Source organism: Cytobacillus solani, assembly GCF_006704205.1.
GTDB lineage: Bacteria > Bacillota > Bacilli > Bacillales > Cytobacillaceae > Cytobacillus > Cytobacillus solani.
The window spans coordinates 798,101-820,258 of sequence record NZ_CP041305.1 but is presented as its reverse complement, the minus strand read 5'-3'; the positions used below and the strand labels follow the sequence as shown (position 1 = coordinate 820,258).

General features: G+C 42.8%; 15 protein-coding genes, 17 tRNA genes and 3 rRNA genes. 32 read left to right on the top strand and 3 right to left on the bottom strand.

Annotated elements, in window-relative coordinates; translation table 11 throughout:
• Positions 1-145: 145 nt before the first annotated feature.
• The 8 genes from FI644_RS04290 to FI644_RS04255 all read left to right on the top strand — a co-directional run bounded on the left by FI644_RS04290 (position 146) and on the right by FI644_RS04255 (position 8,986).
• Positions 146-397, top strand: a complete 252-nt coding sequence (locus FI644_RS04290; protein WP_053479300.1) for a YgaB family protein — start codon at positions 146-148, stop codon at positions 395-397.
• Positions 398-604: 207 nt separating this feature from the next.
• On the top strand, positions 605-1,135 hold the full coding sequence (ntdP, locus tag FI644_RS04285; RefSeq protein ID WP_053478882.1) for a nucleoside tri-diphosphate phosphatase: 531 nt from the start codon (positions 605-607) through the stop codon (positions 1,133-1,135).
• Between the two features lie 134 nt (positions 1,136-1,269).
• Entirely contained in the window at positions 1,270-3,018 is a 1,749-nt protein-coding gene (locus FI644_RS04280; protein ID WP_053478881.1) for an ABC transporter ATP-binding protein, read from the top strand.
• 284 nt (positions 3,019-3,302) lie between these two features.
• Positions 3,303-4,301 (top strand): ABC transporter ATP-binding protein, encoded by a 999-nt coding sequence (locus FI644_RS04275; RefSeq protein ID WP_053478880.1) that lies wholly within the window; start codon positions 3,303-3,305, stop codon positions 4,299-4,301.
• Entirely contained in the window at positions 4,294-5,268 is a 975-nt protein-coding gene (locus FI644_RS04270) for an ABC transporter ATP-binding protein (protein ID WP_053478879.1), read from the top strand. The genes FI644_RS04275 and FI644_RS04270 overlap by 8 nt, the downstream gene beginning before the upstream one ends.
• Positions 5,269-5,354: 86 nt before the next feature.
• A complete protein-coding gene (locus FI644_RS04265; protein WP_142108069.1) occupies positions 5,355-6,980 on the top strand; it encodes an ABC transporter substrate-binding protein in 1,626 nt (541 codons plus the stop codon).
• An 87-nt stretch (positions 6,981-7,067) separates the two neighbouring features.
• Positions 7,068-8,072 (top strand): ABC transporter permease, encoded by a 1,005-nt coding sequence (locus FI644_RS04260; RefSeq protein WP_056687062.1) that lies wholly within the window; start codon positions 7,068-7,070, stop codon positions 8,070-8,072.
• 14 nt (positions 8,073-8,086) lie between these two features.
• A complete protein-coding gene (locus FI644_RS04255) occupies positions 8,087-8,986 on the top strand; it encodes an ABC transporter permease (RefSeq protein ID WP_056682789.1) in 900 nt (299 codons plus the stop codon).
• A gap of 41 nt (positions 8,987-9,027) precedes the next feature.
• On the opposite strand, the gene FI644_RS04250 is transcribed toward FI644_RS04255, so the two are convergent.
• Together FI644_RS04250 and FI644_RS04245 are read right to left on the bottom strand one after the other, a co-directional pair.
• Positions 9,028-10,098, bottom strand: a complete 1,071-nt coding sequence (locus tag FI644_RS04250; RefSeq protein ID WP_053478875.1) for an FUSC family protein — start codon at positions 10,096-10,098, stop codon at positions 9,028-9,030.
• A gap of 247 nt (positions 10,099-10,345) precedes the next feature.
• Complete coding sequence (locus FI644_RS04245; protein WP_056682792.1) at positions 10,346-11,644, bottom strand: glutamate-1-semialdehyde 2,1-aminomutase; 1,299 nt, start codon at positions 11,642-11,644, stop codon at positions 10,346-10,348.
• Positions 11,645-11,829: 185 nt separating this feature from the next.
• Between FI644_RS04245 and FI644_RS04240 the strand changes: the two genes are divergently transcribed.
• The 3 genes from FI644_RS04240 (at position 11,830) to perR (ending at position 13,591) form a co-directional block, all read left to right on the top strand.
• Positions 11,830-12,237: a potassium channel family protein gene (locus FI644_RS04240; protein ID WP_053478873.1), complete on the top strand. Its 408-nt coding sequence runs from the start codon at positions 11,830-11,832 to the stop codon at positions 12,235-12,237.
• A gap of 92 nt (positions 12,238-12,329) precedes the next feature.
• Positions 12,330-12,800 carry a thioredoxin-dependent thiol peroxidase gene (gene bcp, locus FI644_RS04235; RefSeq protein WP_053478872.1) on the top strand — a complete coding sequence of 157 codons (471 nt, stop codon included), beginning with the start codon at positions 12,330-12,332 and terminating at the stop codon, positions 12,798-12,800.
• A gap of 353 nt (positions 12,801-13,153) precedes the next feature.
• A complete protein-coding gene (gene perR, locus FI644_RS04230; RefSeq protein WP_165571533.1) occupies positions 13,154-13,591 on the top strand; it encodes a peroxide-responsive transcriptional repressor PerR in 438 nt (145 codons plus the stop codon).
• A 97-nt stretch (positions 13,592-13,688) separates the two neighbouring features.
• Here the strand turns inward: perR and FI644_RS04225 are convergent, their stop codons facing one another.
• Positions 13,689-14,042, bottom strand: coding sequence for a YgzB family protein (locus tag FI644_RS04225; protein ID WP_053478870.1), 354 nt, complete (start codon positions 14,040-14,042; stop codon positions 13,689-13,691).
• Positions 14,043-14,188: 146 nt separating this feature from the next.
• Between FI644_RS04225 and FI644_RS04220 the strand changes: the two genes are divergently transcribed.
• The 21 genes from FI644_RS04220 to FI644_RS04120 all read left to right on the top strand — a co-directional run bounded on the left by FI644_RS04220 (position 14,189) and on the right by FI644_RS04120 (position 22,040).
• Positions 14,189-15,064, top strand: coding sequence for a nucleotidyltransferase-like protein (locus FI644_RS04220; RefSeq protein WP_053478869.1), 876 nt, complete (start codon positions 14,189-14,191; stop codon positions 15,062-15,064).
• Between the two features lie 247 nt (positions 15,065-15,311).
• Positions 15,312-16,862 (top strand): 16S ribosomal RNA (locus FI644_RS04215).
• 420 nt (positions 16,863-17,282) lie between these two features.
• Positions 17,283-20,215, top strand: a 23S ribosomal RNA gene (locus FI644_RS04210).
• 113 nt (positions 20,216-20,328) lie between these two features.
• Positions 20,329-20,445, top strand: a 5S ribosomal RNA gene (gene rrf, locus FI644_RS04205).
• The 16S, 23S and 5S rRNA genes sit together here with 17 tRNA genes alongside, the layout of an rRNA operon.
• Positions 20,446-20,454: 9 nt before the next feature.
• Positions 20,455-20,529: transfer RNA gene (locus FI644_RS04200), tRNA-Asn, on the top strand.
• Positions 20,530-20,532: 3 nt separating this feature from the next.
• A tRNA-Ser gene (locus FI644_RS04195) sits at positions 20,533-20,625 on the top strand.
• 9 nt (positions 20,626-20,634) lie between these two features.
• Positions 20,635-20,709, top strand: a tRNA-Glu gene (locus tag FI644_RS04190).
• A 6-nt stretch (positions 20,710-20,715) separates the two neighbouring features.
• A tRNA-Val gene (locus FI644_RS04185) sits at positions 20,716-20,791 on the top strand.
• Positions 20,792-20,827: 36 nt separating this feature from the next.
• Positions 20,828-20,901: transfer RNA gene (locus tag FI644_RS04180), tRNA-Met, on the top strand.
• Positions 20,902-20,904: 3 nt separating this feature from the next.
• Positions 20,905-20,981, top strand: a tRNA-Asp gene (locus FI644_RS04175).
• Between the two features lie 12 nt (positions 20,982-20,993).
• Positions 20,994-21,069, top strand: a tRNA-Phe gene (locus tag FI644_RS04170).
• A gap of 10 nt (positions 21,070-21,079) precedes the next feature.
• Positions 21,080-21,152: transfer RNA gene (locus tag FI644_RS04165), tRNA-Thr, on the top strand.
• Positions 21,153-21,168: 16 nt separating this feature from the next.
• A tRNA-Tyr gene (locus tag FI644_RS04160) sits at positions 21,169-21,252 on the top strand.
• Between the two features lie 9 nt (positions 21,253-21,261).
• Positions 21,262-21,335: transfer RNA gene (locus FI644_RS04155), tRNA-Trp, on the top strand.
• Between the two features lie 9 nt (positions 21,336-21,344).
• Positions 21,345-21,420: transfer RNA gene (locus FI644_RS04150), tRNA-His, on the top strand.
• 30 nt (positions 21,421-21,450) lie between these two features.
• Positions 21,451-21,526 (top strand) — tRNA-His (locus tag FI644_RS04145).
• A gap of 50 nt (positions 21,527-21,576) precedes the next feature.
• A tRNA-Gln gene (locus FI644_RS04140) sits at positions 21,577-21,651 on the top strand.
• Between the two features lie 4 nt (positions 21,652-21,655).
• Positions 21,656-21,730 (top strand) — tRNA-Gly (locus FI644_RS04135).
• Positions 21,731-21,741: 11 nt separating this feature from the next.
• Positions 21,742-21,815, top strand: a tRNA-Cys gene (locus FI644_RS04130).
• A 34-nt stretch (positions 21,816-21,849) separates the two neighbouring features.
• A tRNA-Leu gene (locus FI644_RS04125) sits at positions 21,850-21,935 on the top strand.
• Positions 21,936-21,958: 23 nt separating this feature from the next.
• Positions 21,959-22,040 (top strand) — tRNA-Leu (locus tag FI644_RS04120).
• Positions 22,041-22,158 lie beyond the last annotated feature (118 nt).

The following is a 22,158-nucleotide window of genomic DNA, read 5'->3' as shown; positions in this document are numbered from 1 at the left end:
AATTAAGGCAATAATGAGTATGTGAAAAATCCACGTTCCTTTCGACAAAACTTCCCTCGGCTCAACAGAAGTAGTCAAAGGAATCGCGGAGGAATGAGAGAATACATAATACAGAAAAAACAAACAGGACGGTGATACTCGAATGATGAAAAACTTTGATCTTTTAGTAACAGAACAAATGCAAACAATGGAAAAACTATTATATCTTCAAAGTGAGCTTGAGCGTTGTGAAGAAATTGAAGAAGAGCTAAAATCGCTTCAGCAGGAGACAGAGCTAGAAAGTCTTCAAACTGAAATTGCTCATATGAAAAAAGAGTTAAGAGAGATTCATCGTGTATTTGAATGCCAAACAGAGGAAGTCATTCGTTCTTATCAAGAGGTGAAAGTTTCGGTATAAAAGGTTCGTTTCGAAACTGTTTATATTTTTTCTATTAGCCATTGAGGATTTTCAATGGCTCTTTGTTTTAAATTTCTACTGAAACCGTTATAATAAATAGAAAAAGGATTCGTACTTTGTTGCCTTCAGTTGATTTAGAAATTTTTAAGAGTAGAAGCATTTCAGTTAGGTTTCAAAGCCCGGGTATATGAAAGTAGGGGAGAAAGAATGGCCGTACCCATAGAAGGAGAACCGATTCAAATTCATAGTTATAAACACAATGGGCACATCCATCGCGTCTGGGATGAAACAACCATATTAAAAGGAACGCAAAATCTAGTAATTGGTGGAAATGATCGGACGATTGTTACGGAATCAGATGGCAGGACATGGGTTACTAGAGAGCCAGCTATTTGTTATTTTCATTCGCAGTATTGGTTTAATGTAATTGGCATGATTCGTGAAGATGGCATTTATTATTATTGCAATCTTAGCTCTCCATTTATTTTTGACGGAGAGGCTGTAAAGTATATTGATTATGATCTTGATATTAAAGTGTTTCCAGACATGACCTTCAATCTGCTAGATGAAGATGAGTATGAACGTCATCGCCAAGAAATGAATTATCCAGAGCCAATCGACCGGATTCTGAAGTATAATGTGGACCAATTGATTCATTGGATTAGACAAAGAAAAGGCCCATTTGCTCCTGATTTTATTGATACGTGGTATGAAAGATATTTAACATACAGACGCTAAATGGATGAATGTGCGAAAACGTAACGCCTGTTGAGCCTTAGATCAACAGGTTTTTATGTGGGAAAATAATAGTAATTATGCGCATCTATTAACAAGATTCCATGGGGCCAGTTACGGATAAGAGGGGGAAAAAGTTGGATAGCATCAAGCGTTACATGCAGTTTGTGAAACCATATCGACTTCAAATTATTGTAACCATCATCATTGGAATTATTAAGTTTGCCATCCCGCTGATGATTCCGCTTTTAATCAAATATGTGATTGATGATATAGCAGGCAATACTGCTTTAAGCAGTGCGGAACAAACGAGCAAGCTGTTTATGATTATGGGCATTATGATTATTATATTTGTTGTCGTTCGGCCGCCCATTGAATATTACCGTCAATACTATGCTCAATGGGTTGCAAGTAAAATTTTATACGATATTCGGGATAGGCTTTTTACGCATATTCAGAAGCTGAGCTTTAAATATTACGCAAATATAAGAGCAGGGGAAGTTATTTCAAGAGTCATCAATGATGTTGAGCAAACAAAAACATTTGTCATCACAGGATTAATGAACCTTTGGCTGGATATCGCAACAATCATTATCGCAGTGGTCATTATGATGCAGATGGATGTAACTCTGACAATTGTTTCATTAATTTTATTCCCTTTCTACGGATTTTCAGTGAAATATTTCTTCGGCAATTTAAGAAAGCTTACAAGAAGACGGTCACAGGCACTCGCTGAGGTGCAAGGCTATCTCCATGAACGAGTACAAGGGATGGCTGTGATTAAAAGCTTTGCGATCGAGGATTATGAACAAACACAATTTGATAAGCAAAACAGTAACTTCTTAACAAAGGCAATTGACCATACGAAATGGAATGCGAAAGCCTTTGCTGTTGTGAATACGATTACAGATATCGCCCCATTAATCGTCATCGGTTATTCAGGGTACCAGGTGATACAAGGAGACCTGTCGATTGGGACGATGATGGCGTTTATTGCCTATATAGATCGATTATACAATCCGCTTAGAAGGCTTGTGAATTCCTCAACAACGATGACACAGGCGATTGCATCCATGGACAGGGTTTTCGATTTAATCGATGAGAAATACGATATCGATGATTCGCCAAATGCGATTGAATGTAATCATGTGAAGGGAGATATCGATTTTGAACAGGTAAGCTTTTCCTACAGTGAAAAGGAAGAGCATGTCTTAAAAAATATTTCACTCCATGTGCAAAAGGGAGAGACAATCGCTCTTGTTGGCATGAGTGGAGGTGGAAAATCCTCATTAGTCGGACTTATTCCCCGATTTTATGATGTCACAGACGGAAGGATTCTTCTCGATGGGGAAGACATTCGCTCATTTAAGGTCCGCTCATTAAGAGATAAAATTGGAATGGTACTGCAGGATAATATTTTATTTAGTGAATCGGTGAAAACAAATATTTTATTAGGCAAACCGGATGCAACGGATGAAGAGGTTATTGAAGCTGCAAAGGCTGCCAATGCTCATGAATTTATTATGAATTTGCCAGATGGCTATGAGACGAAAGTAGGAGAACGGGGTGTGAAACTTTCAGGTGGGCAAAAGCAGCGGGTAGCGATTGCCAGGATCTTTTTAAAGAATCCGCCTATCCTGGTTTTGGATGAAGCGACATCTGCACTAGATTTAGAAAGTGAGCATTTGATTCAGGAGGCACTTGAGCAATTGGCTAAAGATCGGACAACCTTTATTGTTGCTCACCGCTTATCGACCATCACACATGCGGATCGCATCATCCTCATAGAGCATGGCGAAATTGTAGAAATCGGCAGCCATGATGAATTAATGAAAAAGCAAGGAAATTATTATAAGCTTTTCCAAGTACAGCAATTAGAGCATTAACTTTGAGCTGACCCTATGAATAGGGTCAGTTTTCTTTTTGTCCAGTAGTGAAACGAATAGTCATTATTGCCTAACTCCTACATAAGATAATAGAGATGATGAAGTAAACATGTCTATTTTTATTCATTTTTGTCGAAAAATATAAAATTATTGATATATTCATATAATTTAAATAAATCAGTAGACTTAGAGAAACTTTTTTAATAGAATAAAAAGCAAGCGATAAACGAATTCCGATTTTTCGGAATTTAATAATGGGTGGACACCTAGAAAGGAGTATCACTGTGACACAAGCTCCAGTATTAGATGTAAAGCAGTTAAAGACATCTTTTTTTTCAGCGGATGGAGAAATACCTGCAGTTGATGAAGTGAGTTTTTCGGTAAATAAAGGAGAAATTCTGGGAATTGTAGGAGAGTCTGGCTGTGGAAAAAGTGTCACTTCATTATCAATCATGAAGCTGATCCCTCAGCCGCCAGGGAAAATTGTCGGTGGTGAAATCTTGCTTAATGGCGAGAATATCGTCTATTCCTCAGAGAAAAGAATGCGTGAAATTAGGGGTAATGAAGTAGCAATGATTTTTCAGGAACCAATGACTTCATTAAACCCACTGTTTACAATCGGCAATCAGCTGATTGAAGGCATCAAAATACATACAAAAGCTGGAAAGAAAGAGGCCTTTCAGCGAGCAGTTGAAATGCTAAAGCTAGTTGGACTGCCGCGTGCAGAACAAATTATGCATGAATATCCTCATCAGCTTTCTGGAGGAATGAGGCAAAGGGTCATGATTGCCATGGCGCTTTCCTGTCATCCGAAGCTGCTTATTGCAGATGAGCCTACCACTGCATTAGATGTAACCATTCAAGCTCAAATTCTAGCCTTAATGAAAGATTTGAATGAAAAGCTGGATACAGCCATCGTATTAATTACCCACGATTTAGGTGTAGTAGCCGAAGTTTGTGAACGTGTGATAGTTATGTATGCAGGGAAGGTTGTAGAAGAGGCACCAGTAATGGAGATTTTCAAAAATCCAAAGCACCCATATACACATGGATTGTTGGAGTCGGTTCCAGATGTTCGTGAGAAGAAAGAACGTCTCTATTCTATTCCTGGAAATGTTCCAAAACCGGGATCCATAAGGAAGGGCTGCCGTTTTGCAGCCAGATGTGAATTCGTTCATGAACGCTGTCTTTCAGACACTCCGCCATTATACAAGGTAGAAGGTGCCGATCAGCATACGGTAAGATGTTTCCTGCATGAATCAGGGGGTGCGGTTAGTGGCTGAGGTCTTGTTAGAAGTTAATCAATTAAAGAAGTACTTCCCGATAAATGGGGGAGTTTTCGGCAAAAGGGTTGGAGAAGTAAAGGCGGTAGATGATATTAGCTTCTTCGTTAACAAAGGGGAAACACTCGGTCTAGTTGGTGAGTCGGGCTGTGGAAAATCAACAACAGGCCGAATGCTAATGCGCTTGATTGAACCAACGGATGGAAAGGTGCTATTTGAGGGGAAAGAGTTAACAAATCTATCCGATGGAGATATGAGAAAAATGCGCAAGGAGATGCAAATGGTTTTCCAAGACCCCTTTGCCTCTTTAAATCCCCGCCATACAGTAGAAAAGATTTTGGAAGAACCGCTCATCGTTCATGGAATAGGTGATAAAGACGAGCGGAAAAAAAGAGTAAAAGAAATGCTCGAGGTTGTTGGTCTAAGCAGCTATCATGCAAAACGCTATCCGCATCAATTCAGCGGAGGACAAAGACAGCGGATAGGAATAGCGCGTGCCTTAATGACAAAGCCAAAGCTCATTATTGCCGATGAACCTGTATCTGCATTGGATGTTTCGATTCAATCGCAAGTGTTGAATCTGCTTGAAGATCTGCAAGAAGAATTCCAGCTCACTTATATATTTATTGCGCATGATTTAGGGGTTGTTAAACATATAAGTGATCGAGTCGGTGTCATGTATCTTGGAAGATTAGTAGAAATTACTACAGCTGAGAAATTATATGAGAAGCCGCTCCATCCGTATACAAATGCTTTATTAGGTGCTGTTCCTATTCCTGATCCTACATTGAAAAAGGAGAGGGAGCTTTTAACAGGTGATATTCCGAGTCCTTCAAATCCGCCGTCTGGCTGTGCATTTCATACGAGATGCAGGGAATGTATGGACATTTGTAAAACGGAAAGGCCTCAATTAGAGGAAATTGAACCGGGTCATTTTGCTGCATGCCATTTGTATAAGAAGAATTAAACGATTCATTTGGTGATGCTGCATGAATGATAGATAGCAAGTGAGAAATGTATTATGCCTTTGGCAAATGAAAAAGGGGGAAAACAATGAATAAGCGCAAAGGGATTTTATTTATGGTTTTTGCTTTGCTTCTATCTCTCGCATTGGTTGGCTGCAGCGGTAACAGCTCAACTGGGGGTACGAAGGAAGAGGGAGAAAAAGATACAGGGACAGAAGGAACAAAAGAAACAGAAGAAGGAGCAGGTGGCGGTACATTAGTATTCGGCCGTGGCGGAGATTCCACTTCTCTTGATCCAGCTATTACAACAGAAGGGGAAGCATTCAAGGTTACAGATAATTTATTTGAAACATTAATTAACTTTGGGGAGCAAGATACTGAAATTGAACCAGGACTTGCGACAGAATGGGATACAAGTGAAGATGGCTTAAAGCATACATTAAAGCTTCGTGAAGGCGTTAAATTCCATGATGGAACAGACTTTAATGCAGAAGCTGTTGTCTTTAACTTTGAGCGCTGGAAAGCAGGGAATGCGGAGCAGTTCTATTACTATAATTCTCAATTCGGCGATAAAATTGATAGTGTAAAGGCGGTAGATGCATATACAGTCGAATTTACTTTAAATAAACCAATTGCACCATTCTTCAAAAACCTAGCGATGTCACCGTTCGGTATTGCCAGCCCTGCTGCGATTGAAAAGCATGGGGAAAAGTTTATGGAAAATCCAGTTGGAACAGGTCCATTCGTATTTAAAGAGTGGAAGCGAAATGACCGGATTACGATTGAAAAGTATGCTGATTATTGGCAAGAAGGTCTTCCAAAGTTAGATCAAGTCATTTTCCGTGCGATTCCAGAAAACTCTGCTCGTCTAAATGCATTAGCTTCAGGCGAGGTTGATTTAATCGATGGCGTGAACTTCAGCGATGTAGAGACAATCGAAGGAAATCCAGATTTACAAGTTTTCGAGCGTCCAACACTGAACGTGGCTTACCTTGGTTTAACAAATACGCGCGGACCGCTTAAGGATAAGCTTGTCCGTCAAGCACTTAATCATGCAGTAGACAAAAAAGCGTTAATCGAAGCGTTCTATGCTGGAGCAGCTGATCCGGCTATTAACCCAATGCCTCCAGTTGTAGCAGGCTATAATGATGCAGTGGAAGATTATCCGTATGATCCAGAAAAAGCGAAGGAATTATTAAAAGAAGCTGGCTATGAAAACGGTTTTGAAATGGAACTATGGGCTATGCCTGTTGCTCGTCCGTATATGCCTGATGGCCAGAAGGTAGCTGAAGCATTACAAGCAAACTTTGAAGCCATTGGGGTAAAAGCAAAAATCGTTTCCTATGAGTGGGGTACGTATTTAGAAAAGGCAAATAAAGGGGAAGCAGATTCGTTCTTGCTTGGCTGGACTGGTGACAACGGGGATGCCGACAACTTCCTTTATGTTCTTCTAGATGAAGATGCAATTGGCTCAAATAACTATACGTACTACAAAAATCCAGAGGTTCATGAGTTATTATTAAAGGCTCAAGCTAGTTCTGATCAAGCAGAACGTGAAGAGCTTTATAAACAAGCACAAGTCATTATTAAAGATGATGCTCCATGGATTCCGCTTGTTCACTCAAGACCAATCCTAGCGGGTAAAGCTGGTATTTCTAACTTTAAGCCACATCCAACAGGCTCTGACTTACTTTCTCATGTTGAATTAAAATAAGCCTTATGAAAAGGGAGTTCAGCAGTGACTCCCTTTTCTATTCCAACTCCATTGAATATTGGACAACCTTCCAGTGAGGTGAAAAAGATGTTTTCCTATACGATAAAACGAGTATTGTCCTTAGTGCCAGTTTTGCTAGGTCTATCCTTGATTGTCTTTTTTATGATTCGGGCTATACCTGGAGATCCAGCACAGATTATCCTTGGACAATTAGCAACAAAAGAGGCAGTAGCAGATTTAACAAAGCAGCTGGGGCTTGATCAGCCTTGGTATATTCAGTACTTTACATATCTCGGGGGATTATTAACCGGGGATTTAGGTGAATCGATAAAGACGAAGACTGCGATCAGCCAAGAAGTCTGGCCGTATTTAGCAGCGACAATCGAGCTATCCTTTTGTGCGATTGTGATCGCAATTGTTATTGGCGTAAATGCCGGCATCATAAGTGCATGGTACCAGAACTCATGGTTTGACTATATTGCGATGGTACTTGCACTAATTGGGGTTTCTATGCCAATCTTTTGGCTTGGATTAATGGAACAATGGGTGTTTGCGATTAATCTTGACTGGCTTCCTACATCGGGAAGAGAAGAAGTTAGAAATCCTGTCACATCCATCACGAATATTTATATGGTTGATACATTGCTGCAAGGGAGAATGGATCAATTTTGGGACGTTGTGAAACATTTGATTCTCCCAGCATTTGCATTAGCGACCATTCCAATGGCCATTATTGCAAGGATTACACGATCGTCCATGCTTGAAGTGATGAGATCTGATTTCATTCGTACAGCAAGAGCGAAGGGATTACGGATGTTCTGGGTCGTTTATAAGCATTCATTAAAAAATGCGATTATTCCAGTTCTTACGATTATCGGTCTTCAAACCGGTCTATTGCTGGGAGGAGCAATCCTAACAGAAACGATCTTTAGCTGGCCGGGGATGGGACGCTATATTTATGATGCGATTAATGCCCGTGACTATCCAGTTATTCAATCTGGGATATTAATCATTGCCTTTATTTTCGTCATGATTAACTTAGTTGTGGACTTGCTCTATGCAGTAATTGATCCACGGATTAAATATAATTAGGGGGGGGAACACACTTGGAACTTTCAACTCAAAAAGACTTACAGCCACAGCTTGTACCTGAAGAAGACAAGGTTGTTTCCCCTTGGCTTGAGGCATGGAGAAGCTTTCGAAAGAATAAATTAGCACTGATTGGCACATTAATTGTTCTATTTTTTATCGTCATTGCGGTATTTGCACCGGTGATTGCTCCCCAAGGAATTAATGAGCAAATGCTTTCAAAACGATTGCAGGCTCCATCAGGTGAGCATTGGTTTGGTACGGATGACTTTGGAAGAGATATTTTTTCGAGGGTTATTTATGGGACAAGAATCTCATTATGGGTAGGCTTTCTTGCTGTTATGGGATCGATTATCGTTGGCTGTTTTCTAGGAATCGTGGCCGGTTATTATGGTAAATGGGTAGATACTATTATTTCACGTCTATTTGATATTATGCTTGCATTTCCGAGTATTCTATTAGCAATTGCGATTGTTGCTGTATTAGGCCCATCTTTGAAAAATGCCCTAATAGCGATTGCTGTCATTAATATTCCGAATTTTGGAAGGTTAATCCGATCCCGTGTGCTAAGTGTAAAGCAGGAAGAGTATATTATGGCTGCTAAAGCTGTCGGAATGAAAGATAGCCGGATTTTATTCCGGCATGTGCTTCCAAATAGCATGGCTCCAATTATAGTACAAGGGACATTGGCTATTGCGACAGCGATTATTGAAGCAGCTGCACTAGGCTTTCTTGGATTAGGCGCGACTGCACCTAATCCAGAGTGGGGGAAAATGCTTTCAGACGCAAGGCCGCTATTAATGCAAGCTCCTTGGACGATGTTCTTCCCTGGAATTGCGATTATGCTGACCGTATTAGGCTTTAACTTAATGGGGGATGGTCTGAGAGATGCGCTTGACCCTAGGATGAAAAATTAATAGGCATGAAAAAAGAAAAAGCAGCTGAAAATCAGCTGCTTTTACTCTTCTATCATAATTTCACTCGTCTTCTTATGATAGGTTTGGAAACTCGTGATTAGCTTATCGAGATGGACGACTTGTTCATCATAATTGATAATTGCTGATAGAATTTGCACTGTATGTGAAAGTGTCGCTTCATCTTCAATTTTTGCTTCCTTTTGATTGGCAAAAAAGAGATTGAGCAGTTCCTTGCTGTTTAGAATGATGTCTCCCTCTTCAAAGGTCACGTTAGGCTTTACTTTTCCTATGAATTTAAGCATGACATGTTCATGATAATGGATAAGACAATCTAATTGCTGCTGAACCGCATGCTGGAATTCTGCGGGCATCTCTTGAAGATCATTTTCAAATCGATGCAATCTCCTCAGCATTTCTAGCGATCTTTTTACAGTAGAAATCATCTGCCTGTAGATGACAAGCTTCCGAGATTTCACTAATGTATTTTTTTTGAAGTAGTTGCGTTCTTCCTTATACATCACATATAAATGATCGAGGCTTCGAACGGATTCCTTCATTTTTCCAATATCGTTCTTAAGCAGACGGTGTTCTGATGCATGCCTAATCGTGAGGCGAATCCATTTGGTCGTTTCTTCTGTTACATCAGAAATCTTATAGTATAGTTTCTTTTCATACTTTGGAGGCAAGAAAACTAAATTAACGATAAAAGCAGATAATACCCCAAGCATGATGGTTGAAAAACGAATAAGTGCAAACTGGATAAACTCATCACCTGGTGTTTCCATAATAACAATCATGGTAACGAGAGAGAGTGAGATTGTATTTTCGATTTTCAGCTTCAGGTTAATCGTAATCACAATAATCGCCGCAAGCCCAATAATGACGATATGATTTCCTAGTAATAAAACGAAAATTACAGCAATGATTGCACCAATAAAATTCCCTTGAATTTGCTCAATTATGGACAAAAATGACCGGTAAATGGTCGGCTGCACAGCGAAAATCGCTGCAATTGCTGCAAAGACAGGGGAAGGCAGCTGAAATAATTCCGATAATAATAATGATAAAATGATTGCGATTCCCGTTTTTAATATGCGGGCGCCAAGCTTCATACGTACATATTTCCTTTCTTTTTAAATAATACTACCCTATCCGACAGAATCGAATAAAGTTTTTTGATTGTGCCTCTAGCTTTTGTTAAGTCTATGACATTAATGTACTATACATGGATATCCGAAGAAGCACAATGGGCATTTTTTTGAACTTTTCATTGAAGATGGATTTTAAGTTTAAAGACATAGGAAAAAGGAGCGATATATCGCTCCTTTGCTGACTAATATTTCTAAAATAGGATTACATTTATCTTTCGTTTTGCAATGCTTCAAATGCTTGATTGACTGCATGAAGGGTTGCTTGGATATCTTCTTCAGTATGAGCGATTGTAACGAACCAGGCTTCATATTTGGAAGGGGCAAGATTGATGCCTTGCATCAGCATGAGTTTAAAGAACTTGGCAAACATTTCGCCATCCGTATTCTCAGCTTGCTCATAATTAACAACTTTTTCATCTGTGAAGTAAACGGTTAATGCGCCCTTTAAGCGGTTGATCGTTATTGGAATATTGAATTCCTTCGCTGCCGCTGTAATTCCTTCTTCTAGCATCGCACCTAATTGATCAAGGTATTCATACACGCCTTTTTGTTTTAATACTTCAAGACAAGCAATTCCTGAAAGAATGGATGCTGGGTTCCCTGCCATTGTTCCTGCCTGGTACGCTGGTCCTAATGGGGCAACAGTCTCCATAATTTCCTTCTTGCCGCCATAAGCACCAATTGGCAGGCCACCGCCAATAATTTTCCCCATCGCTGTTAAATCAGGAGTAACTCCTAGCAGATCCTGTGCTCCTCCATACATGAATCGGAACGCGGTAATCACTTCATCATAAATAACAAGTGCACCTGCTTGATGTGTAAACTCATTCACTTGCTCCAAAAAGCCAGGATTTGGTTCAACAATCCCGAAGTTTCCAACAATCGGCTCAACTAGAACGGCAGCAATTTGGTCGCCCCATTTTTCTAATGCTTCTTTATATGGTTCGATGTCATTGAATGGAACGGTAATGACTTCCTGAGCGATGCTTTTTGGTACGCCTGCTGAATCAGGTGTGCCAAGTGTAGATGGGCCTGAACCCGCTGCAACGAGCACAAGATCAGAGTGACCATGGTAACAGCCTGCAAATTTAATGATTTTATCTCTGCCTGTGTAAGCCCGTGCGACACGGATGGTTGTCATTACTGCCTCCGTTCCTGAATTAACGAATCGAACCTTTTCAAGATTTGGCATGGCTTCCTTTAACATTTCCGCAAACCTTACTTCATGTGGGGTAGGTGTTCCGTAAAGGACACCTGTTTCTGCCGCTTTTTTGATAGCTTCTGTAATATGCGGATGAGCATGTCCAGTTATGATTGGTCCATAAGCAGCTAAATAATCGATATATTGATTGCCGTCCACATCCCAGAAGTAAGCGCCTTTTGCTCTCTCCATTACAACTGGTGCGCCACCGCCAACTGCTTTATAGGAGCGGGAAGGACTGTTTACTCCTCCTACGATATGTTCAAGTGCTTTTTTATGTATGCGTTCTGAATTTGTGAATTGCATATAAATCCTCCTTACAAAATGAAAAATCACAATAAGTCTTTCGCCTTTATTATCTTACCATTTTTCAAGTTAAGAATGCTGTAACTTATAATTGTGACAATTTTTTTTCCTTCCATCTAGCTTGTCATACAAAATAATGAAAGCGCGTATAAATAGATAGAACATAAGGGAAAAGAGGGAGCCATATGGTGTTTTATTTGTCCCTGGTTTTAATAGTATTTTGCATGGTTATGAGTTTGCGCACTTTATTCTTGCCGCATAAAATAAAAGGGAAGAAAGTATCCTTTGAAAACTTTTTGTATTTGGCTTGTATTTATATAACTGTGATGCTCGGGTTCGGTCTCATATATATACTTCTGGAATTGAATGGGTTTAATGTGTTTTTAGAAGAGACGGATGCGTGGTATGAAAATTTTTTTAATCGTCTTGAAACGGGCTTTTATTTTAGTGCAGTCACTTTGTTTTCGGTTGGGTATGGGGATATTTCTCCCGTTGGAATTGGAAGAATGATCGCTGTTCTTGAAGCGTTAATCGGCTATACAATCCCAGCTGCTTTTGTTTTTAAAGCCGTATTTGATTTGGAGACAAAGTAGATTAGTTGTTTTTATTTTAGAAATTGGATAGGCTTATAAAAAAGCAGTAGCATAATAAGCAGCTATCGCAAAGAATAAGGAGGGAATAAAGAATGACAGCTGTAGTAGGAGAGCTTGCTCCAGATTTTACATTAGCAGGAAGCAACGGGGAAATCGTTAAATTATCCAATTATCGTGGCAAAAACGTGGTCCTTTATTTCTATCCTAAGGATATGACGCCGGGATGTACAACCGAAGCTTGTGACTTTAGAGATCAATATGAAAGTTTTTCTGGTCTAAATGCTGTTATTTTAGGCGTAAGCCCTGATCCGCTTAACCGCCATGAGAAATTTATTGAGAAATACGATCTGCCTTTTGTTTTGTTGGCAGATGAAGATCATCAGGTAGCCGAGGCTTACGATGTTTGGAAATTGAAGAAGAACTTTGGAAAAGAATATATGGGAATTGAACGAGCGACTTTTATTATTAATAAAGAGGGTAAATTGGTAAAGGAATGGAGAAAAGTAAAGGTGAAGGGGCATGTGGAAGAAGCCCTTCAATTTATCGAAGACAACCTTTCCTAATAAGAAGAAGTCCTCGATTCCAGCCTATTTTTTGGTTTCAAGGCGTATGTCCATGCGTTTAAGTGGTTTTTGAATATCATTTTATTAGGGCATACCTCCTCAGATACTTTTAAAGCGAATCTTCACAGATTTGCTTTTTTTTTGCTAAAAAAAGAAAGTGGTTTTTAAACATTAACCACATACATATATTAATAAGAAGAATGAATAGGTAAAGGGATGTGAGTGTAAAAGTTAGTAATGGAATAAACTTGCTGTTAGCTGGTTTGTTATGTTGACAAAAGTGATAATAAATTAGTACACTATTTATAAAGATTATAAAATAAGAATTCTTTTTAGAAAAGAGGTGCATGGCGGTGGCACATATTGAATTAAAGGAAGCATTAGATACCTTAAAGGATACTGGAGTGCGCATAACACCACAGCGTCATGCGATACTTGAGTATTTAATTAACTCAATGTCACACCCAACTGCCGACGATATTTATAAAGCTCTTGAAGGAAAATTCCCAAATATGAGTGTTGCAACTGTTTACAATAATTTGAGAGTATTCCGTGAGGTTGGACTTGTAAAGGAGTTAACCTATGGGGATGCATCAAGCCGTTTTGATTTTGTCACAACCCACCACTATCATGTAATTTGTGAACAGTGTGGAAAAATTGTTGACTTTCATTATCCTGGACTTGATGAAGTAGAGCATTTAGCATCACATGTGACAGGTTTTAAAATCAGTCACCATCGGATGGAGATATACGGTACTTGTCCGGATTGTGCTAGTAAAGAAGCCCATTAATAAATATTGCCGCAATGAAGCTGCTAGCCGAAAAGGGCTGTCAGCTTTTCTATTTGCCGTTTGAAAAAAGGAAAAGCTTGGCGTGAATGCCAAGCTTTTACCTTTTCTTGTTATATTTTTCGTCGAACTCTTTGCCCTCAAGATTTGGATCAAGTGTTAATGGTTCATTGCAATACATGCACATGTCTACGCGTCCAAGTATTTTGGTATGTTTTCCGCAATTCGGACAAACTACCTGGACTGTTTTTGTTGAGAGCATCCCAATCCAAAAATATACTACGACACTTGCAATCATGAATACGAAACCTAAAAACATAAAGATTGTCATGAGTAGAGGGGAATTTTTAAAGAAAATGCCTATGTACATGACGATAAATCCAACAAATATCAATGCCAGGGCAAATGTACGGATCTTATTAATTTTACTTGAATACATTGTATATTTAGCCATCCATGTCCCTCCTAAAGAATAACTATATCATATTGCTTAATAGAAGATAAATAAAAAGAAAGCGAGAGATTTTAAGTTACTAGAGGGAGGAAAATAATAAAAAATTGTCGAAGATATATTCTATTAATAAATTTGGAGGAATGATGATGGAAGACATTCTCCGTCCTATTTATCAAGAACGTGCAAGTCAGGCGAATACGCTTGGGGTACTAATGATAAAGAAACGACTAAAGGATATTCCCGTTACAGACACATTTGATGCAGTTTTGCTTGTTTTAGTAACTGAAGCCGATTCACCTGTGTCAATTAAGCATTATACGTACCATGATAAAAAAGCCGCCTTGTATATTGTGACTGAAAACCAGTTGAATGAATGGCTTTTACTTGGCTCAAATAAGAAAATCTTTGATTGGCTTTACGAAGGAAAGATTCTGTTTGACCGCAATGAATATATCCAGAACATTAAAACTGAATTAATGGAGTTTCCGTTCTATGGGAGAAAGCTGAAGATGGGACTGGAATTTGCCAAGCTTATTCGCCGCTATATGAATGGCAAGGCTTTTTTTGAAAATGACCAATATCTTGATGCCTATAATCATATTGTCCATTCACTTCATCATCTGGCAAGACTAGCAGTGATTGAGCAGGGATTTCATCCTGAAGTGACTGTTTGGCAGCAGGTGAAGCAAATAGATCCAGAAATAACTAAGTTATATGAAGAACTGGTTACGAGTCATGAGCCGCTGGATAAAAGGCTCGAGCTGCTATTCTTAGCAAGTGAGTTTTTGATCCATTCCAAAATGAAAAGCGGGATTCAGCATTTAATCGATGTGCTAGCTGAAAAAGAGTATTGGACCATTAATGAAATGATTTGTCATAAGGAAGTCCAGCTATATAGTGTAGATCTCACGATGCTTCTTGAGTATTTAATTGATAAAGGCATCATTGAAGTAGTTATGAAGGAGACAAAAGGGCAAGGTGTCTTTCATCGGTACTATAAGCTTGGGAAAAAATTATCTTAAAAAAATAATAAAAGTTATTGACCTTTATAATAATACTTGGTATATTAATATCCGTCGCTGCGATGTGTGAGAAAAACATTTTCACAGAGACGGATATTTTCAAAAAAGCATTGACTTGAAAGTTAACACATGATATATTTAAAAAGTCGCTTCCGGGCGGCATAAACAAATTGCTCTTTGAAAACTGAACGAACAAAAAACGTCAACGTTAATTCGAGTTTTAAAACTTAAGAGCTAATCTTACTCTTTATTGGAGAGTTTGATCCTGGCTCAGGACGAACGCTGGCGGCGTGCCTAATACATGCAAGTCGAGCGAATCTGAGGGAGCTTGCTCCTAAAGATTAGCGGCGGACGGGTGAGTAACACGTGGGCAACCTGCCTGTAAGACTGGGATAACTTCGGGAAACCGGAGCTAATACCGGATAATCCTTTTCTACTCATGTAGAAAAGCTGAAAGATGGCTTCGGCTATCACTTACAGATGGGCCCGCGGCGCATTAGCTAGTTGGTGAGGTAACGGCTCACCAAGGCGACGATGCGTAGCCGACCTGAGAGGGTGATCGGCCACACTGGGACTGAGACACGGCCCAGACTCCTACGGGAGGCAGCAGTAGGGAATCTTCCGCAATGGACGAAAGTCTGACGGAGCAACGCCGCGTGAGTGATGAAGGTTTTCGGATCGTAAAACTCTGTTGTTAGGGAAGAACAAGTACCGTTCGAATAGGGCGGTACCTTGACGGTACCTAACCAGAAAGCCACGGCTAACTACGTGCCAGCAGCCGCGGTAATACGTAGGTGGCAAGCGTTGTCCGGAATTATTGGGCGTAAAGCGCGCGCAGGTGGTTTCTTAAGTCTGATGTGAAAGCCCCCGGCTCAACCGGGGAGGGTCATTGGAAACTGGGAGACTTGAGTGCAGAAGAGGAAAGTGGAATTCCAAGTGTAGCGGTGAAATGCGTAGAGATTTGGAGGAACACCAGTGGCGAAGGCGACTTTCTGGTCTGTAACTGACACTGAGGCGCGAAAGCGTGGGGAGCGAACAGGATTAGATACCCTGGTAGTCCACGCCGTAAACGATGAGTGCTAAGTGTTAGAGGGTTTCCGCCCTTTAGTGCTGCAGCAAACGCATTAAGCACTCCGCCTGGGGAGTACGGCCGCAAGGCTGAAACTCAAAGGAATTGACGGGGGCCCGCACAAGCGGTGGAGCATGTGGTTTAATTCGAAGCAACGCGAAGAACCTTACCAGGTCTTGACATCCTCTGACAATCCTAGAGATAGGACGTTCCCCTTCGGGGGACAGAGTGACAGGTGGTGCATGGTTGTCGTCAGCTCGTGTCGTGAGATGTTGGGTTAAGTCCCGCAACGAGCGCAACCCTTGATCTTAGTTGCCAGCATTCAGTTGGGCACTCTAAGGTGACTGCCGGTGACAAACCGGAGGAAGGTGGGGATGACGTCAAATCATCATGCCCCTTATGACCTGGGCTACACACGTGCTACAATGGATGGTACAAAGGGCTGCAAGACCGCGAGGTTTAGCCAATCCCATAAAACCATTCTCAGTTCGGATTGCAGGCTGCAACTCGCCTGCATGAAGCCGGAATCGCTAGTAATCGCGGATCAGCATGCCGCGGTGAATACGTTCCCGGGCCTTGTACACACCGCCCGTCACACCACGAGAGTTTGTAACACCCGAAGTCGGTGGGGTAACCGCAAGGAGCCAGCCGCCTAAGGTGGGACAGATGATTGGGGTGAAGTCGTAACAAGGTAGCCGTATCGGAAGGTGCGGCTGGATCACCTCCTTTCTAAGGATGAAATGAAGTCTAACTTCATTAAAAGACGTTTCATTGTTCGTTCAGTTTTGAGAGAGTAATCTCTCATATTATTTTGCTCCTGCGCCGCAGTAGTTCGAGGAAGATAAACCTCAGCTCGTCGCAAGGCAGCATGATGAATAGCTACGTAGCTTAATCACGTTGTGATTGAAATCAGTAGCCTTGTTCTTTGAAAACTAGATAATGCAATAAAGAAGATAACCGAGTAATCGCCATCTTAGTTTTTTCTCTTATATTGAGTTTTTAAAACCAAGTAAGAGTGTAAACCATGAGGGCAATGAGCAACAAGCAGATCAAGGAAGCGACCGAGCGAGCACCGGAACGTACTCAGTACGTGAGGAGCACAGCGAGAGAGCTGACGCCGAGATGCGCAGTTGATCATTGACCGAAGTAGGTTAAGTTAGAAAGGGCGCACGGTGAATGCCTAGGCACTAGGAGCCGATGAAGGACGGGACTAACACCGATATGCTTCGGGGAGCTGTAAGTAAGCTTTGATCCGGAGATTTCCGAATGGGGGAACCCTCTATCCGTAATGGGATAGAATCTTTACCTGAATACATAGGGTATTGAAGGCAGACCCGGGGAACTGAAACATCTAAGTACCCGGAGGAAGAGAAAGCAAACGCGATTCCCTGAGTAGCGGCGAGCGAAACGGGATTAGCCCAAACCAAGAGGCTTGCCTCTTGGGGTTGTAGGACACTCTACACGGAGTTACAAAGGAACGAGGTAAATGAACAGGTCTGGAAAGGCCGGCCAGAGAAGGTAAAAGCCCTGTAGTTGAAACTTCGTTCCCTCCAGAGTGGATCCTGAGTACGGCGGGACACGAGAAATCCCGTCGGAAGCAGGGAGGACCATCTCCCAAGGCTAAATACTCCCTAGTGACCGATAGTGAACCAGTACCGTGAGGGAAAGGTGAAAAGCACCCCGGAAGGGGAGTGAAAGAGATCCTGAAACCGTGTGCCTACAAGTAGTTAGAGCCCGTTAATGGGTGATAGCGTGCCTTTTGTAGAATGAACCGGCGAGTTACGATTACATGCGAGGTTAAGTTGAATAGACGGAGCCGCAGCGAAAGCGAGTCTGAATAGGGCGAATGAGTATGTGGTCGTAGACCCGAAACCAGGTGATCTACCCATGTCCAGGTTGAAGTTCAGGTAACACTGAATGGAGGACCGAACCCACGCACGTTGAAAAGTGCGGGGATGAGGTGTGGGTAGCGGAGAAATTCCAATCGAACTTGGAGATAGCTGGTTCTCTCCGAAATAGCTTTAGGGCTAGCCTCATGTAGAAAGAGTCTTGGAGGTAGAGCACTGTTTGGACTAGGGGCCCCCATCGGGTTACCGAATTCAGACAAACTCCGAATGCCAAAGACTTATCCATGGGAGTCAGACTGCGAGTGATAAGATCCGTAGTCAAGAGGGAAACAGCCCAGACCACCAGCTAAGGTCCCAAAGTATACGTTAAGTGGAAAAGGATGTGGAGTTGCTTAGACAACCAGGATGTTGGCTTAGAAGCAGCCACCATTTAAAGAGTGCGTAATAGCTCACTGGTCGAGTGACTCTGCGCCGAAAATGTACCGGGGCTAAACGTATCACCGAAGCTGTGGATGGACATCTACGATGTCCGTGGTAGGAGAGCGTTCTAAGGGCGTTGAAGCTAGACCGCAAGGACTGGTGGAGCGCTTAGAAGTGAGAATGCCGGTATGAGTAGCGAAAGATGGGTGAGAATCCCATCCACCGAATGCCTAAGGTTTCCTGAGGAAGGCTCGTCCGCTCAGGGTTAGTCGGGACCTAAGCCGAGGCTGAAAAGCGTAGGCGATGGACAACAGGTTGATATTCCTGTACCACCAAACTCCGTTTGAGCAATGGGGGGACGCAGGAGGATAGGGTAAGCGCACTGCTGGATATGTGCGTCTAAGCAGTTAGGCTGCAAGCGAGGAAAATCCCGTTTGCGTGAAGGCTGAGCTGTGACAGCGAGGGAAATATAGTACCGAAGTTCCTGATTCCACACTGCCAAGAAAAGCCTCTAGTGAGGATAAGGTGCCCGTACCGCAAACCGACACAGGTAGGCGAGGAGAGAATCCTAAGGTGAGCGAGAGAACTCTCGTTAAGGAACTCGGCAAAATGACCCCGTAACTTCGGGAGAAGGGGTGCTTTTTAGGGTGAATAGCCCTGAAAAGCCGCAGTGAATAGGCCCAGGCGACTGTTTAGCAAAAACACAGGTCTCTGCGAAGCCGCAAGGCGAAGTATAGGGGCTGACGCCTGCCCGGTGCTGGAAGGTTAAGAGGAGGGGTTAGCTTACGCGAAGCTCTGAATTGAAGCCCCAGTAAACGGCGGCCGTAACTATAACGGTCCTAAGGTAGCGAAATTCCTTGTCGGGTAAGTTCCGACCCGCACGAAAGGCGTAACGATCTGGGCACTGTCTCAACGAGAGACTCGGTGAAATTATAGTACCTGTGAAGATGCAGGTTACCCGCGACAGGACGGAAAGACCCCGTGGAGCTTTACTGTAGCCTGATATTGAATTTCGGTACAGCTTGTACAGGATAGGTAGGAGCCTTGGAAGCCGGAGCGCCAGCTTCGGTGGAGGCATCGGTGGGATACTACCCTGGCTGTATTGAAATTCTAACCCATGCCCCTGATCGGGGCAGGAGACAGTGTCAGGTGGGCAGTTTGACTGGGGCGGTCGCCTCCTAAAAAGTAACGGAGGCGCCCAAAGGTTCCCTCAGAATGGTTGGAAATCATTCGAAGAGTGTAAAGGCATAAGGGAGCTTGACTGCGAGACCTACAAGTCGAGCAGGGACGAAAGTCGGGCTTAGTGATCCGGTGGTTCCGCATGGAAGGGCCATCGCTCAACGGATAAAAGCTACCCCGGGGATAACAGGCTTATCTCCCCCAAGAGTCCACATCGACGGGGAGGTTTGGCACCTCGATGTCGGCTCATCGCATCCTGGGGCTGTAGTCGGTCCCAAGGGTTGGGCTGTTCGCCCATTAAAGCGGTACGCGAGCTGGGTTCAGAACGTCGTGAGACAGTTCGGTCCCTATCCGTCGTGGGCGCAGGAAATTTGAGAGGAGCTGTCCTTAGTACGAGAGGACCGGGATGGACGCACCGCTGGTGTACCAGTTGTTCTGCCAAGAGCATCGCTGGGTAGCTATGTGCGGAAGGGATAAGTGCTGAAAGCATCTAAGCATGAAGCCCCCCTCGAGATGAGATTTCCCATAGCGTCAAGCTAGTAAGACCCCTGAAAGATGATCAGGTTGATAGGTTTGAGGTGGAAGCGTGGTGACACGTGGAGCTGACAAATACTAATCGGTCGAGGACTTAACCATAAATGATTACTCTACTTCTTCTTTAACATTATCTAGTTTTGAGAGAATAAATTTCAATTTTTCTCTTGAAAAAATTAAAAAAGACGTTATAATAAAACTTGTCTTCAAAAAAGTTTGGTGGCGATAGCGAGAAGGTCACACCCGTTCCCATCCCGAACACGGCAGTTAAGCTTCTCAGCGCCAATGGTAGTTAGGGGCTGTCCCCTTGTGAGAGTAGGACGCCGCCAAGCTGGTATTATTCCGCAGTAGCTCAGTGGTAGAGCTATCGGCTGTTAACCGATCGGTCGTAGGTTCGAGTCCTACCTGCGGAGCCATAAGGAGAGCTGTCCGAGTGGCCGAAGGAGCACGATTGGAAATCGTGTAGGCGGTTTATAGCTGTCTCAAGGGTTCAAATCCCTTGCTCTCCGCCATTTACATATGGCCCCTTGGTCAAGCGGTTAAGACACCGCCCTTTCACGGCGGTAACACGGGTTCGAATCCCGTAGGGGTCACCATTATTAGGAGGATTAGCTCAGCTGGGAGAGCATCTGCCTTACAAGCAGAGGGTCGGCGGTTCGATCCCGTCATCCTCCACCATATTTACTTGATAGGTACATATGGAAATAAGATTATCGCGGGGTGGAGCAGTCCGGTAGCTCGTCGGGCTCATAACCCGAAGGTCGCAGGTTCAAATCCTGTCCCCGCAATCTGGTCCGGTAGTTCAGTTGGTTAGAATGCCTGCCTGTCACGCAGGAGGTCGCGGGTTCGAGTCCCGTCCGGACCGCCATTTTTATATAGTGGCTCAGTAGCTCAGTCGGTAGAGCAAAGGACTGAAAATCCTTGTGTCGGCGGTTCGATTCCGTCCTGAGCCACCATTTATATTGTGCCGGCCTAGCTCAATTGGTAGAGCAACTGACTTGTAATCAGTAGGTTGGGGGTTCAAGTCCTCTGGCCGGCATGTCTCACACTTTTTCGGAGGGGTAGCGAAGTGGCTAAACGCGGCGGACTGTAAATCCGCTCCTTAGGGTTCGGCGGTTCGAATCCGTCCCCCTCCACCATTTATTTATAGGGGTATAGTTTAAAGGTAGAACTAAGGTCTCCAAAACCTTCAGTGTGGGTTCGATTCCTACTACCCCTGCCATTATTTATGGCGGTTGTGGCGAAGTGGTTAACGCATCGGATTGTGGTTCCGACATTCGTGGGTTCGATTCCCATCAGCCGCCCCATAATTTTATGAATGAATAAATTTGATTATGGCGATTGTGGCGAAGTGGTTAACGCATCGGATTGTGGTTCCGACACTCGTGGGTTCGATTCCCATCAGTCGCCCCATATTACGATTCACATAATCTACATTTGTTACATATAATATGAATAACTATTGGGCTATAGCCAAGCGGTAAGGCATCGCACTTTGACTGCGACATGCGTTGGTTCGAATCCAGCTAGCCCAGCCATTTTGCGGAAGTAGTTCAGTGGTAGAACACCACCTTGCCAAGGTGGGGGTCGCGGGTTCGAATCCCGTCTTCCGCTCCAATTTATTTTATGGCGGCATAGCCAAGTGGTAAGGCATGGGTCTGCAAAACCCTGATCACCGGTTCAAATCCGGTTGCCGCCTCCATAATTTACTAATCATTAGCTTATGAAATAGATACGCCGGGGTGGCGGAACTGGCAGACGCACAGGACTTAAAATCCTGCGGTAGGTGACTACCGTACCGGTTCGATTCCGGTCCTCGGCACTTTCCAAGAAATAATTTAATATGCCGGTGTGGCGGAATTGGCAGACGCGCACGACTCAAAATCGTGTTCCTTCTGGAGTGTCGGTTCGACCCCGACCACCGGTATCAACATTTAGTAACAATCAGTAATTTTAACGTGAATAATATCGTCATATCAACCGTTTCTCACAATGTGGGGAACGGTTTTTTGTGTTTATTTACTAGTGAATTTTGCTAAATCCAC